At 42.3% G+C, this 13,578-nt stretch carries 14 protein-coding genes; 13 read left to right on the forward strand and 1 reads right to left on the reverse strand.

All coding sequences use genetic code 11. The annotated features are described in order from the left end of the window. The first annotated feature begins 1 nt into the window (after position 1). The 9 genes from ACZ5Q7_RS11030 (at position 2) to ACZ5Q7_RS11070 (ending at position 9,257) form a co-directional block, all read left to right on the forward strand. The gene (locus tag ACZ5Q7_RS11030) at positions 2-532 is read left to right on the forward strand and encodes a spore maturation protein (RefSeq protein ID WP_343753025.1); all 531 of its coding nucleotides are present in this window, start codon (positions 2-4) and stop codon (positions 530-532) included. A 74-nt stretch (positions 533-606) separates the two neighbouring features. Beyond that, a complete protein-coding gene (locus ACZ5Q7_RS11035; protein WP_343753731.1) occupies positions 607-1,353 on the forward strand; it encodes a pseudouridine synthase in 747 nt (248 codons plus the stop codon). A 52-nt stretch (positions 1,354-1,405) separates the two neighbouring features. Continuing rightward, positions 1,406-1,981, forward strand: a complete 576-nt coding sequence (gene resA, locus ACZ5Q7_RS11040; RefSeq protein ID WP_343753027.1) for a thiol-disulfide oxidoreductase ResA — start codon at positions 1,406-1,408, stop codon at positions 1,979-1,981. A 28-nt stretch (positions 1,982-2,009) separates the two neighbouring features. Then, positions 2,010-3,641 (forward strand): cytochrome c biogenesis protein ResB, encoded by a 1,632-nt coding sequence (resB, locus tag ACZ5Q7_RS11045; protein WP_343753029.1) that lies wholly within the window; start codon positions 2,010-2,012, stop codon positions 3,639-3,641. Positions 3,642-3,674: 33 nt separating this feature from the next. Beyond that, entirely contained in the window at positions 3,675-4,871 is a 1,197-nt protein-coding gene (ccsB, locus tag ACZ5Q7_RS11050; protein WP_343753031.1) for a c-type cytochrome biogenesis protein CcsB, read from the forward strand. Positions 4,872-4,937: 66 nt separating this feature from the next. Continuing rightward, positions 4,938-5,654, forward strand: a complete 717-nt coding sequence (locus ACZ5Q7_RS11055) for a response regulator transcription factor (protein WP_343753033.1) — start codon at positions 4,938-4,940, stop codon at positions 5,652-5,654. Further along, positions 5,654-7,414, forward strand: a complete 1,761-nt coding sequence (locus ACZ5Q7_RS11060; RefSeq protein WP_343753733.1) for an ATP-binding protein — start codon at positions 5,654-5,656, stop codon at positions 7,412-7,414. Before ACZ5Q7_RS11055 ends, ACZ5Q7_RS11060 begins: the two co-directional genes overlap by 1 nt. Before the next feature lie 128 nt (positions 7,415-7,542). Continuing rightward, positions 7,543-8,082 (forward strand): RNA polymerase sigma factor SigX, encoded by a 540-nt coding sequence (locus ACZ5Q7_RS11065; RefSeq protein WP_343753035.1) that lies wholly within the window; start codon positions 7,543-7,545, stop codon positions 8,080-8,082. Further along, positions 8,079-9,257: a hypothetical protein gene (locus tag ACZ5Q7_RS11070; RefSeq protein WP_343753037.1), complete on the forward strand. Its 1,179-nt coding sequence runs from the start codon at positions 8,079-8,081 to the stop codon at positions 9,255-9,257. Before ACZ5Q7_RS11065 ends, ACZ5Q7_RS11070 begins: the two co-directional genes overlap by 4 nt. A gap of 120 nt (positions 9,258-9,377) precedes the next feature. Here the strand turns inward: ACZ5Q7_RS11070 and ACZ5Q7_RS11075 are convergent, their stop codons facing one another. Then, complete coding sequence (locus ACZ5Q7_RS11075) at positions 9,378-9,632, reverse strand: ferredoxin (protein ID WP_343753038.1); 255 nt, start codon at positions 9,630-9,632, stop codon at positions 9,378-9,380. Between the two features lie 215 nt (positions 9,633-9,847). On the opposite strand from ACZ5Q7_RS11075, the gene ACZ5Q7_RS11080 reads away from it, so the two are divergent. From ACZ5Q7_RS11080 to ACZ5Q7_RS11095, 4 genes are all read left to right on the forward strand, one after another. Continuing rightward, the gene (locus ACZ5Q7_RS11080) at positions 9,848-10,897 is read left to right on the forward strand and encodes a YpbB family protein (protein WP_343753040.1); all 1,050 of its coding nucleotides are present in this window, start codon (positions 9,848-9,850) and stop codon (positions 10,895-10,897) included. Positions 10,898-10,975: 78 nt separating this feature from the next. Then, complete coding sequence (locus ACZ5Q7_RS11085) at positions 10,976-12,523, forward strand: RecQ family ATP-dependent DNA helicase (protein WP_343753042.1); 1,548 nt, start codon at positions 10,976-10,978, stop codon at positions 12,521-12,523. After that, positions 12,498-13,100 (forward strand): CPBP family intramembrane glutamic endopeptidase, encoded by a 603-nt coding sequence (locus ACZ5Q7_RS11090; protein ID WP_343753044.1) that lies wholly within the window; start codon positions 12,498-12,500, stop codon positions 13,098-13,100. The genes ACZ5Q7_RS11085 and ACZ5Q7_RS11090 overlap by 26 nt, the downstream gene beginning before the upstream one ends. After that, positions 13,078-13,467 carry a hypothetical protein gene (locus tag ACZ5Q7_RS11095; RefSeq protein WP_343753046.1) on the forward strand — a complete coding sequence of 130 codons (390 nt, stop codon included), beginning with the start codon at positions 13,078-13,080 and terminating at the stop codon, positions 13,465-13,467. The genes ACZ5Q7_RS11090 and ACZ5Q7_RS11095 overlap by 23 nt, the downstream gene beginning before the upstream one ends. Positions 13,468-13,578: the final 111 nt, after the last annotated feature.

Below are 13,578 nucleotides of genomic sequence, written 5' to 3' on the forward strand. Positions count from 1 at the left end.
GATGGGAATTATCACAACCATCAGCACATGGCTGATCCCATGCTTTATTGCCATTGTCCTCATCGTATCCACATGGAAACGAGTGCCTGCCTATGAGACCTTTGTGGAAGGCGGAAAAGATGGTGTTCGGATGGCGTTTTCATTACTCCCCTTTTTAGTTGGAATGATTGTGGCTATTTCTATTTTACGCAGCTCCGGTGCTCTGGAAGCTTTTATTCAGCTTATTTCGCCGTTTCTGGTCAAAATAGGGGTGCCACCGGACATTATTCCGCTGGCACTGGTCCGACCTATTTCGGGAACAGCAGCACTGGGAATGACGACCGAATTAATCAGCACACATGGGCCTGATTCATTGGTGGGCCGACTTGCTTCAACCATGCAGGGAAGTACGGATACAACGTTATATATACTAACCGTTTACTTCGGGGCGGTTGGAATTCGCAAAATGCATTACGCATTAAAAGTTGGACTTCTTGCCGATTTGGTTGGTATTATAGCATCGATTGTTGTCGTTACCTTATTATTTGGATAATCTCTTCAACTAGCGTTAACATTAAGTTAACGCTATTATTATGGTTGGACTCAATGAAGGAAAATGGTGATATAATGACGAACACGAATGAACGACTGCAAAAAGTGATCGCAAAGAGTGGGGTGACATCCCGACGAAAAGCAGAACAACTGATTGTTGCGGGCAAGGTGAAAGTCAACGACAACGTGATAACGGAATTGGGAACCAAGGTGTCCCCCCGTGATAACGTGGAAGTCAATGGCGTTCGTTTGGAAAAAGAAGAACCGGTTTACTATCTTTTTTATAAACCAAGAGGTGTCATTTCCAGCTTAAACGATGATAAAGGCAGAAGCGTTGTAACGGATTATCTTGGTGAGGTTAAGGAACGGATTTATCCGATCGGCCGACTTGATTACGATACGTCAGGCATTCTTCTTTTGACCAATGATGGAAATTTCGCCAATCAGCTCATGCACCCGAAATATCAAATAGACAAAGTGTATGTGGCCAAAGTCAAAGGAATTCCAAGCAAAAAAGAGCTGTATCGAATGAAAAAAGGCATCCACTCTGACAGTGATTTATTAAAAGCCGTGACGTATCGAATGTATGAAGTGGATAAGAAAAACAATACGGCCATTCTGGAAATAACACTTCATGAAGGGAAAAATAGACATATCCGGCGTATGATGGATGAAATCGGTTATCCGGTTTTGAAATTGAAGAGGGAACAATACGGCATTCTTCATCTGCAAGGAATGCAGCCGGGAGACAGCAGACCGCTCACCCCACATGAGGTTAAAAGAATGCGTCATTTAGCATCCGATAAAAATGTTAAAAAATAGACAAATTCGTTTCTTTCGTTCCATGATACAATAAGATCGGGAGTGAATGACTATGGATACGGATAAAAGAAAAGCATCCAAAAAAAATAAAAAGAAAAACCGGCTTATATTCAGGTCCATTGTCTTAGCCGTTTTACTCGTTGCTGTCATCTACGCGCTCGTGTCGAATTTGACCAAGGATACGACTGATGTCAGTGTTGGTAGTCAGGCTCCTGATTTTAAACTGGAACAGATTAATAAAAATAATGAGCTTGACACTGTCAGATTAAGTGATTATGAAGGCAAAGGCGTTATGCTGAATTTCTGGGGTACATGGTGCCCGCCGTGTAAAAAAGAAATGCCTTACATGGAGTCGCTTTATCCGGAATACAAGAAAAAAGGTGTTGAAATCATCGCTGTCAACTTGGACAGGACGACATTTGTTGTCGATAAATTCATAAATGAGTATGATTTGACATTTCCGGTCCCGCATGATTCCAATAAAGAAGTACGGAATGCCTATCAGGTTGAACCGCTTCCAACTACATTTTTCATTGATCCGGACGGTAAAATTGTCGAAATTGTGGAAGGCGGCCTGACACTCGACAGGATAGAAGGGTATTTGCAGCAAATACAGCCTGAGAAGTAACTGAATGCACGGATTGTGAGGGATTCAAATGGAAAAAATAAAATGTGAGTGCGGCCATGTCAATCCGGAAGGAACAGTTCTCTGTGAAGCATGCGGCAAACCGGTTGAAGGCAATCAACATATTGACGGAAATGATAAACGGAAACTGTTGAACATGCGTTATGATGGCAGTGCACGCCGCTCGCAGACATATAATAAATCAATCATTGATAAAACATGGAATTTTTTCTCTTCCGTTAAAGTTGGGGTATGGTTGATTGTGTTAGCTTTGACTGCTTCAGCCATCGGGACGATTTTCCCGCAGGAACAATACATACCGGCAGATGCAACACAGGATCCGTCTATTTATTATGAAGCACAGTATGGCATCTTGGGACAGATTTACTACCAACTTGGCTTTCACAATCTATATGGGTCCTGGTGGTATATGCTCCTGATTGCCTTTATTGGTATGTCATTGGTTATTTCCAGTATTGATCGTTTCGTTCCGTTGTATAAAACATTGAAAATGCAAAAACCACGACGCCATGATACCTTTCTCAAAAGGCAGCGTTTATTCAGTGAGACGGAACACGTATCATCCGATGAAAAGAAAAAATTGGTTTCCGGTTTAAAAAAGCAACGTTATAAAGTATGGGAAGACAATGGGCACGTTCTGGCTGAAAAAGGGCGGTTTTCCCGTTGGGGACCGTATGTTAACCATCTTGGTCTTATTATTGTCCTTATTGCAGCGTTAATGCGGATGACATCATTTATGTATATGGATGAGTATGTTTGGGTACGCGAAGGAGAACAAACAGTCATCCCCGGTACAGACAAGGAATATTACATTGAAAATAAGGATTTCATTTTGGAAACGTATGACAAAGATGACGAACGATTTAAGAACGCGATCGAAAAACAAGGAAATGTTGCTAAAAATTATCAGACCAATGCCGTCATCTATAAAGAACAAGGGGACGATGTAGCCGGTGCCGATCCGGATTTAAAAAAAGTAACCGAAGATAGTATTCGCATGAATGAGCCGCTAGAGTTTGATGGATACACCCTTTATCAGTCCGGTTACCAGCAGAATGAATTTAAACGTATGTCGTTTAAAATTCATAAGACGGACGATCCTGAGGAAGCATCACTGGGTTCGTTCTCTATTGACTTGACGGATCCAAAAGAAACGTACCAATTGGATAATGGATTCCAGGTTGGAGTCACCCAATATTACCCGGATTACGAACTACAGGAAGAGGAACCGGCATCGAAGACACCTTATCCGAGAAATCCGGCGTTTGTTTTCACCATTCATCCGCCGGGAAATGAAGAACCGGAGACGAGTTTCGTCGGTATTGGGAAAAACATCGATGCAACGGGAGAAAATGACTACAAATTAGGTATAGAAGACTTTGAAACACGATATGCAAGCGGGTTGTCTGTCAAACGTGACTATACGTTGCCATTGTTTATCATCGGTGCAGTGATCTTTATGATTGGTGTCAGCCAAGGCATGTACTGGCAACATCGCAGAATCTGGCTACATCCAAAGGGGGAAGGCATCCTGGTTGCAGGTCATACGAACAAAAACTGGTTTGGCCTGAGGCAGGATATCGAACGTATGATAGCGGATACCAACGTGAACATGGTTCAAGATCAGCAAGAAACGGAATGAGCTTAAGAAGACTGCTTAAAGGAGGATATGACTATGGACTCATTAATTAACGTTAGCAGTGCCATGCTGTATACGGCCTTCATCCTTTATTTGATTGCCACTTTTTTCTTTGGTGCGACGATACGGGATAAAAATAAAAACTCCAATAAAGGTGTCGGTATTAGCGGAAAAATTGGAATCACACTGACCATTATTGGATTTTTGGCGCAGATTGTTTACTTTATTACGAGGTGGATTGCCAGTAAACACGCGCCTGTTAGTAATTTATTTGAATTTATGACATTCTTCGGGATGGCGCTTGTTTTTGCGTTCATCATCCTTTACTTTATTTATAGGCTAAATATTTTGGGACTATTCGCCTTACCGATAGCCATCATTGTCATCGCTTATGCCAGTGTATTCCCGACCGAGGTCGCACCACTTGTCCCATCGCTGCAGAGTAATTGGCTGTATATCCATGTGACGACAGTTTCACTCGGTGAGGCTATTTTATCGATCAGTTTTGTAGCAGGATTGATTTACTTAATCAGGCAAATTGATCAGTCTGTCAGAAGCAAGCGGACAATATGGCTGGAAGTCGTACTGCTTTCCATATTTATTTTCGCCGGTTTCAGCATTATTTCCACAGCATTTAATGTGTCGGGGTATTCGGCGGAATTTGAGTACAGTGTCAACGGCACGACACAAACAACCGACTATCATCTGCCACCGATAGCTGGTCCGAATGAAGGAGAACTGCTTACAGGTGACCGGATGAATCCATTATTTGAAGCGCCGGGCTGGATGAAAGGCGTCGATGCCGCCCGGAAGTTCAACACGGTTATTTGGTCTGTCATAACGGGATTGATATTATATGGTCTCGCTCGGTTGATTCTGCGTAAGCGCGTCGGCGCTTTCATTCAGCCGTTTCTGCTCAAAGCAAAGCCGGACATGCTTGATGAAATTTCGTACAGAGCTGTCGCCATCGGTTTTCCAGTATTTACACTGGGGGGTCTGATTTTTGCATCCATTTGGGCGCAAGAGGCATGGGATCGTTTTTGGGGTTGGGATCCCAAAGAAGTATGGGCCCTGGTAACGTGGCTCTTTTATGCAGCATTCCTTCATCTGCGCCTTTCGAAAGGTTGGCATGGTGAAAAATCAGCTTGGCTTGCCGTCGGAGGATTTGCCATCATTATGTTTAATCTGGTTGCTGTCAATCTGGTATTGGCCGGCCTTCATTCCTATGCGTAAAACATAAAAATCATACTGAGCTGTCGGCTGTTAGTCAGGGTGATGGCACAATAATGGAGGGATTCCATGAAGACAAACGCCAAAATTTTGGTTGTTGACGATGAAGACAGAATTCGGCGACTGGTAAGAATGTACTTGGAAAAAGAAGATTTCACAGTCGAGGAAGCGGTGGATGGAACAGAAGCGTTGCAACTTGCACTGGATCATGATTATGATGTTATTTTGCTTGATATCATGATGCCGGAGATGGATGGCATTGAGGTTGCAAAAGAATTGCGTAAACAAAAATCAACACCCATTATCATGCTCACGGCTAAAGGAGAAGAAGCCAATCGCGTCGAGGGTTTCGAAGTGGGAAGCGATGATTATATTGTCAAACCGTTCAGCCCTCGTGAAGTCGTGTTGCGTGTGAAGGCTGTGCTCAGGCGTGCAGCGTCACATGATTATCAGGAGGCGGAAACTCAGACCAAAAGTCTTATTGTCTTTCCTCATCTGACGATTGATTATGATGCCCATCGTGTAACAGCGGATGGTACAGACGTGAGTCTTACGCCAAAAGAATACGAATTATTGTGTTTTATGGCTGAAGATCCCGATAAGGTATTCAGCAGGGAAGTGTTGCTGAAAGAAGTTTGGCAATATGAATTTTTCGGGGATTTGCGTACAGTTGATACACATGTAAAACGGCTGCGTGAAAAACTGACAAATGTGTCCAAAGAAGCTGCTGATATGATTGTGACAGTGTGGGGCGTCGGTTATAAATTCGAGGTGGATGACGCATGATGTTTTGGCGCAGTGTTGTAGGGAAACTAGCAATGACCATCTTATTGCTAGTTTCTTTTGTATTATTTATTTTAACTATACTATTGCTTGAATTTTTTGAAAATTACCATGTTAATCAAGCGGAAAAAGATATGTTGCAAACCGCTAATCAAGTCTCAAGAATGGTTGTGCAATATGAAGATCAGCAATTGGCCCAGGAGAATGCTGAATTGGTCAAAGATCCGCTGAGTCGGGTAAGTGTCATTTATAGTGATGGAACGTCTTGGGCGTCGGACAGCACAGATAGCGACCTGAACAAACTGAATGCTGATTGGCTTCATGATGACGACGAACTGAAAGGTGCTTTCACAGACGACGAAAACGTTAAAAAGCAAACACTCCTTCCCGATACCAATATCGAAGCGATGGTTGTTGGAATACCAATTAAACAAAAGGGTGCTGTATTTGTCTATCAATCATTGGATATTGTCAACCAAACAAAGGCTGAAACAACAAAAATTATCTTGCTGGCTGCCGGGATTGCGATTATCCTTACGACCATATTTGCCTTTTTTCTTTCAACCAAGATTACATCTCCATTAATTAAAATGCGTGAAGCAGCAGTTGATCTCACAAAAGGTGAGTTTAATACCAAGGTTCCTATCCTTACCCGTGATGAAATTGGTGAATTGGCGATGGCATTTAACCGAATGGGGCGGCAGTTGAAGTTTCACATCAATGCCTTAAGGCAGGAAAAAGAACAAATATCCAGCATTGTCAGCTCCATGGCCGATGGCGTTATTACACTGAACCGTAATGGTGACATGCAAATTACGAACCGGCCGGCTGAATTGTTTATCGAGAATTTATACTACGAAAATGACTATGACATTGCTGAGGATCGATCCAAAGCCCCCGAGCCATTAACGAAACTGTTGGCGAGCGTTATTCAGGATGAAAGAGAAGCCACGGAGGAAATAACGACCCAGGGGCGTACATGGGTGATGATTATGACACCGCTTTACGATCAATCCCACGTACGTGGAGCTGTGGCTGTACTTCGGGATATGACGGAGGAAAGACGATCTGATAAACTTCGAGAAGATTTTATAGCAAATGTCTCGCATGAACTGCGAACACCCATTTCCATGCTGCAAGGGTACAGCGAAGCCATCGTTGACGGTGTCGCTGAATCGAAAGAAGAGAAAAATGAGCTTGCCCAGATCATTCGTGATGAATCAATGCGTATGGGCCGCCTTGTCAACGAATTGCTTGACCTGGCCCGTATGGAAGCAGGACATAATCAACTGAATAAAGAAACAATTGATGCCGGCGCCTACATCGATCGGATTATGAAAAAGTTTAAGGGTCTGGCCGAGGAAAACGATGTCACACTACATCTCGATAAACAATTGGAAACGGAATCCATTGTCATCGATCCCGACCGCATGGAACAAGTTTTTACCAATTTGATTGATAATGCTATCCGACATACAGACGATCATGGTTTTGTTGCGGTAACTGTTGAAAGTTCGGAAACAAATGTTTACGCCTCCATTAAGGACAATGGCGCAGGTATTCCGGAAGATGATCTGGCATTTGTATTTGAACGTTTTTATAAAGCTGATAAATCCAGAACTCGAAATGGAAAGAAAAAAGGAACTGGTTTAGGTCTTGCGATTGCTAAAAACATCGTGGAGGCTCACGGTGGTTCGATCACCGTTAAGAGCACGAAGAATGAGGGGACAACGTTTGAAATCCATTTGCCGCAGCAAGCATGACACGGTTGAATGCCCCACAAAGCTCATTGCAAAATACCAACGTATGATTGGTATTTTGCAGCTTTTTTTATCCTAACTGTAACGAAATAATGGATTCAGACGACTATAAAATGGAATGGGGGATTGGAATGGATTCCATTTTCGAGCATTTCTACACAAACTATCATAATGACTTATATCAATTTATCTTTTATATGGTTAAAGATCGGCATATATGTGAGGATCTCGTTCAAGATGTATATATCAAAGTAATGGAGTCGCATCACTCATTCCGTGGAGACAGCAGTGAGAAGACGTGGCTTTTTTCGATAGCACGCCATATCACCGTTGATTATTTCCGGAAGCAGAAGCGAAAACGTAAACGGATTTTGGATTTTTTTGACTGGAGCGAAAAAGGACATATTGTGCGTGATCAGCATTTATTACCCGATGAAATTGCTACGCAAAATGACATGATTCGCACAGTGTATTACTACTTGGACAAATGTACGCCGGATCAAAAGAGTGTTCTTCTACTGCGATATATGCAGTCGTTCAGTATTCAAGAAACAGCTGATATTTTAAATTTCAGCACAAGCAAAGTGAAGACGACACAGCACCGTGGATTAAAGCAATTGCAAAAGTATATGAACCAACATCATGAGGAGGAAGGGGGAAATGCGCCATGAAAAAACAGAACCGAAAAGACAAACATTTGCAAGAAACATTGAGACAAATGCCTGAAGTCAGGGACCATCTTGATAAAGACACTTTATTCCGGCGTATCTCTTCTAAGCAACGCATAAAAGATGCCTCACACAAAAAGAAATGGTTCGCTTTTTGGCCGATCATGGGCAGTGTTATAGCGCTCGGATTGCTGTTTGTCCTGGCCCCGTTGCTGCTGAATGGGGAATCCATGCAGCGGGCAGGCGAGGATAGTGCTGATAATGCATCAGACAGGGCTAATAGGGTAGAGGAAAGCAGTGGAAATGAAACGGACCGTCCGGAAATGTTTGATAATGAGAAAGAGCGTTCAACCATTGACCGATATGATAAGACACAACACCCCCTCGTTGTTCGGTCGTCGGAAAAAAATCGGACTGTTATACATGGTGCAGTAGCTGATGTTCAGGGACAATATGTTATTCCTCTGTCTTTTACGGCTCCGGCTGAAGTCAATAAAAATGACTATTTAAATGAATTGGGACAGTATATGCAGGAGAAAGCGTGGGGGACCAGTCATTATATGTTCGGGGAGACATCATTCCAATTGGATGAAGCCAATCAGCAAGTGAAAGCAACATTTCCGGAAAACTTCTTGCCCACAAAGCAAGGATCAAGCGGAAGTTATATGCTAGAAAATCTTCTAGCAAGCATGTTTAAGCCATATCAGGTGAACAAAGTGGTGTTTACAGAAGAGGTGGACCTTGGCAAAATTGGAAGAGTAAAACAGCTTCCCTTACGTTCCGGTAAAGTGGTTTATAAAATTCATAAGCCGGAAAAAGGAAATAGGACATTCCTCATCGAAGTGCCCGTTACAGACCAGACGGACTTCAGCGCTGCTTTGGATGAAATGAAAAACGATGAAAAAGCCTTTCACGTTTCCGGAAGTGTGCCGGAAAACACCAACCTGTCCGTCAGCGACAATGGACAGCAGCTCCTGCTTTCTTTTCGTTCAAATAAAAACGTGCCAAAAAATCAGGAGCTAGTCACAATGATTGATGCCATCCTCATGACGGCTAAACGTTTCGGTTACGAGGAAGTGCGATTTTCGCATGCCGGTGAAGAACAGGCAGGTCCATACGATTTAACCGAACCGTTAAACGTTCCTCTTGGCGCAAATCCAATATCTCGTTCCTTCTAATTTATGACAAGCGCCCTTATTGAAGAAATGATGTAAGGGTGCTTTTTTGACTTTTCAAATAGATATGTTTAAGATGAATTCAGAATGGTTTTGAATGGTTCCTTTGTATGTGATATCGTTTCAGGCTTCCTCAAACTTTAACGGATCTCCGTCAAAAGGGCTATCCGCAATTTTAATGGAATCGGTCGGACAGCCTTCATACGCATCCATCATATCATCCTGCAAGTGTTCCGGTATCCTGCCGGTTCCCTGATTATTGTCCCACATCACGTATGCAAGTGCCTCATCGTTATAATCAAATAGATTTGGTGCATTGAGACCGCAAGCTCCACAGGCAATGCATGTTTCTTGATCAACGATGGTAAATTTAGACATATGTCTCATCCCTTTGCTCAAACGCATTGATGACCGGAAATGTCCAGTTTCCTAGTGTCGTAAAACGGGAATCATCCGTATCCGTGCGTTTCTATAATGATTCCATATCGTTTATTGTAAATTGATCCAGTCGACATTTCAACTGGTTGCTGACGTGTTAAGATTGGAAATATATATGTATAAAGCAATTAATGCCGTGAAAAGGGGGAGGACGAATGCTGTTTGATGCGATTATTTTAACATGTTGCTCGCGGTTTCAAGGGGGACGGAGCGTATCCGCTATCTATCATCTGCTTAAGGGAAAGCGAGCTATCCAAACCGTGCAGGATGCCCGTCTCTATCAGTTGGAACAGTTCTATGGCATCCATCCCACACTCCGGAAACAGGATTTGGATCAGCTCGTATCTAAACTTAATATGGGGGACTATTTGAAGCTAACAAATGAATCCACAGCACTGCCGATGGAGAAGGGACGCCAATGGGTGAAGGAGCATATAGACGAGCTACCCGTAAATTGCTTTAACGGGCTTTTATACAGCCGGTCCGCCCCTATTTTTCAGGAACGATTGCTTTTGCTTATTCAAACATTGACTAATAGCAGAATGCAAAATATGACCTTTATCCCGGTTGTTGATAACCCGATTGTAACGGAGTGGGTGAAACGAACATTTTATATGTATCGGAATGAGCAAGAGTCGTTTCTAAACAATCTGTATGCCGAACTGCACTTGATGTTGACACATTTTAAAGAATGGGAAGCATCTATGTTTACCGATAGTTTGACAGGGTATCAGCATTATGGATGGAGCAGTTTTCAAGTAAGTGAAGTGTACGGTGTTAATAAACAGGATGTTCCATTATACAAAACAGCGATTGTTCATCGCATGATGGCGATTGCCAAAGAGAAACAGGTAATGTTTCCTCTTCTGGCACAATTTTTGAGAGAGCTTCCGAACGAATCAAAGCTATCGAAATCAGCCAAGAAAACAAAAATCTTATTGGATAATCACTTTACAGCTGAAAACATTGCCGATTACCGTAACTTGAAATTGAATACCATTTATGACCATCTTGTTGAAATAGCGCTGTATGATCATAACTTCCCATTCAGCATGTATGTTAATTTAGCTGAGCAGATGGAAATCAAAAAAGCCATGCAAACAACATTGACCTATAAATTAAAAGATATTAAAGAGGCGGTGGATGATTCGATCAGTTATTTTCAGATCCGTCTTGTTCTGGCTATGGAACGACTACCGCAATAAGTGAGCGGGAAGGGGGGAGACGGTTACATACTCCGTATCGAAACAAAATGACGAGGTTGAACTACGTAGAAATGGGGGATGACATTGGACATACATAAGTTGAAACAACAATTGTGGAAATACTTCAAAATAAGCTCATTCCGTCCTGGACAATCAGAAATTATAAGGGACAGCCTAGCTGGTAATGATGTACTAGGGGTTCTTCCGACAGGATCGGGGAAATCTTTATGCTATCAATTGCCGGCAACACTTCTGGGTGGTGTCACAATCGTTGTCTCGCCGCTTATTTCGTTAATGGAGGATCAAGTGAAACAGCTGAAAGCGGTCGGTTTTAAATCCGTCGTATCCTTAAACAGTTTCATGAATCCAGTGGAAAAAAAACATGTCCTGCAGGGGTTGGATCAGTATCAACTGATTTACTTATCTCCGGAACTTTTGCAGCAACGATCGATCATTCAATGGTTGCAAGAAATGACCGTTAAACTGTTTGTTATTGATGAAGCGCATTGCATATCGCAATGGGGACATGAATTCCGCCCGGATTACTTACGGCTTGCAGACGTTTTGAATCTGCTGAATCACCCGCCTGTCATGGCTTTAAGCGGGACAGCAACACCAGAAGTGCAGGATGATATTGCAACATCACTCAACCGACAGGAAATAAAAAAACATATATATCCGATGGACCGTGATAATATAACATTTTCTGTGAAAAAGGTAACCGGTGAACAAGAAAAACAGGACATTATTGTAAGTTTGTTAAAACGTTTCCGGGTACCAGCACTGATTTATTTCTCAAGCAAGCGCAAAACGGAAGAGGTGGCAGCATTTCTTTCGGAACATATGTCTTCACATCGTATAGCTTTTTATCATGGTGATATGGATCAAATGGACAGAATTACTATTCAGCAGCAGTTTATGAATGATCAAATAGATGTGATTTGCTGTACAAGCGCATTTGGAATGGGGATTAATAAACAAAATATCCGTATGGTCGTTCACTATCATTTTCCGATGCAGATGGCGTCATATATACAAGAAATCGGCAGAGCTGGACGTGATGGAAAGTCCAGTATCAGTTTGCTGCTTTATAGTCCGTCAGATCAGGCTATTCCGCATTCCATCATTGAAAATGAATTACCGAAAGCAGACGATTTGCCTCATATTGGAAGGCAATTGAGACAGTGGGAGCAATTACCGACCACAGAGGAATTGTTGCAGACACTAGGATTAAATGAAATCCAATGGCGTTTTTTGCACTATCAGATGGAATGGCATGGACTAATAAAGAACAATCAAATGATTTACGATCAGGGTTATTGGGATCGGGCCTTGCAACATATAGGAAAACTTATCGGCAATCGGTTGGAGTGGAAACATGAGAAATTACAGGAAATGCTCCGTTGGATTCAGGAGCGACATTGTCTTCGCCGTGAGCTTTACAAAGGATTTCAGGATTCGTATAAACCGCCTGTGTATGCATGCTGCAGTAATTGCGATTTTTCATTTAAACATTGGTCACCGGTACAGACAAGCCAGTACCGACCCAGTTTAACTTGGGAAACAAAATTAAAACATATATTTTTCGCTGAGGAGTCATATGCAAAAACAGAGCGAACTAATTAAACAATTATCGGATAGAGAATTAATGAAACAGGTGATCGTTACTCAACTGCTACTGGCTGGTGCCAGCCTCGTTCTAAGTTTGGTCTTTTTTGGAAATATGAATGTATGGCTTGATCTATTTCACATGCAAGTATATGAGATGGCGTATTATGGACTGCTCACAGGTGTCATTATTGTCATTGTTGATTTGTTTCTTATGGCCATTTTCCCAAAAACGTATTATGATGATGGTGGTGTGAATGAACGACTTTTTCATAACCGATCCATTCTAGGGATATTTGGACTGGCACTGGCAGCAGCTGTCAGCGAGGAATTGCTTTTCCGCGGGGTTATCCAGACAACATTCGGGTATGTCATTGCCAGTGTTTTGTTCGCTGTGATTCATATACGTTATCTAACCAAACCTGTATTGTTTATTTCTGTTCTCATGGTCAGCTTCTATATCGGCTATATGTTTGACATTACAAAAAATCTGGCTGTCGTGATCCTGGCACATTTCACAGTGGATTTTGTATTGGGTTTGATTATTCGTTTTCGAAAGGGAGGCGGGCGAGTTGCGCACAGAAATAAAAGATGATAACGATCAAGCCAAGGATTTGCGTGAATTGGTGGATGAAGTGGAAAGTGAAGAAAATAAAAAAGACGGTTGGAACGAAGGAACGAGCCAGGAAACAAATGAATCATCACGCAATCGCTCCAACATTCACGGCGTTGAGGCAATGTCGGAACATGAGAAAAGGGATACATCAGCACGGCAGCAGGTTGATATATTGGATTTGCCGCCACGCCGGGACGTGCATACTGTTAAACATAAACGTGTGAAAATGAAATTGAACCGAGCCAGTTGGAGGATGTTAAGCGTCATTATTGTGCTTCTGATACTGTTTGGTGGTGCGTTTTTCCTTTGGGATAACGAATTATTTGAACTCATTCAGCGCATGTAAAGGATAATATGCTCAACGTTATTCTCATTATTTTTCAATAACTTTTAATGCTACGGGTGAGCCTTCGGAATGCTTTTCTTTTGCGACAATCGTTAGTATAATAGGATTTTA

This window comes from Lentibacillus halophilus, assembly GCF_055395055.1.

Excerpts from the sequence above, each read along its gene's own strand:
- ACZ5Q7_RS11030 (WP_343753025.1), top strand. The coding sequence starts at position 2 with ATGGGAATTATCACAACCATCAGCACATGGCTGATCCCATGCTTTATT.
- ACZ5Q7_RS11035 (WP_343753731.1), top strand. The coding sequence starts at position 607 with ATGACGAACACGAATGAACGACTGCAAAAAGTGATCGCAAAGAGTGGG.
- resA (WP_343753027.1), top strand. The coding sequence starts at position 1,406 with ATGGATACGGATAAAAGAAAAGCATCCAAAAAAAATAAAAAGAAAAAC.
- resB (WP_343753029.1), top strand. The coding sequence starts at position 2,010 with ATGGAAAAAATAAAATGTGAGTGCGGCCATGTCAATCCGGAAGGAACA.
- ccsB (WP_343753031.1), top strand. The coding sequence starts at position 3,675 with ATGGACTCATTAATTAACGTTAGCAGTGCCATGCTGTATACGGCCTTC.
- ACZ5Q7_RS11055 (WP_343753033.1), top strand. The coding sequence starts at position 4,938 with ATGAAGACAAACGCCAAAATTTTGGTTGTTGACGATGAAGACAGAATT.
- ACZ5Q7_RS11060 (WP_343753733.1), top strand. The coding sequence starts at position 5,654 with ATGTTTTGGCGCAGTGTTGTAGGGAAACTAGCAATGACCATCTTATTG.
- ACZ5Q7_RS11065 (WP_343753035.1), top strand. The coding sequence starts at position 7,543 with ATGGATTCCATTTTCGAGCATTTCTACACAAACTATCATAATGACTTA.
- ACZ5Q7_RS11070 (WP_343753037.1), top strand. The coding sequence starts at position 8,079 with ATGAAAAAACAGAACCGAAAAGACAAACATTTGCAAGAAACATTGAGA.
- ACZ5Q7_RS11075 (WP_343753038.1), bottom strand. The coding sequence starts at position 9,632 with ATGTCTAAATTTACCATCGTTGATCAAGAAACATGCATTGCCTGTGGA.
- ACZ5Q7_RS11080 (WP_343753040.1), top strand. The coding sequence starts at position 9,848 with ATGCTGTTTGATGCGATTATTTTAACATGTTGCTCGCGGTTTCAAGGG.
- ACZ5Q7_RS11085 (WP_343753042.1), top strand. The coding sequence starts at position 10,976 with ATGACATTGGACATACATAAGTTGAAACAACAATTGTGGAAATACTTC.
- ACZ5Q7_RS11090 (WP_343753044.1), top strand. The coding sequence starts at position 12,498 with ATGCAAAAACAGAGCGAACTAATTAAACAATTATCGGATAGAGAATTA.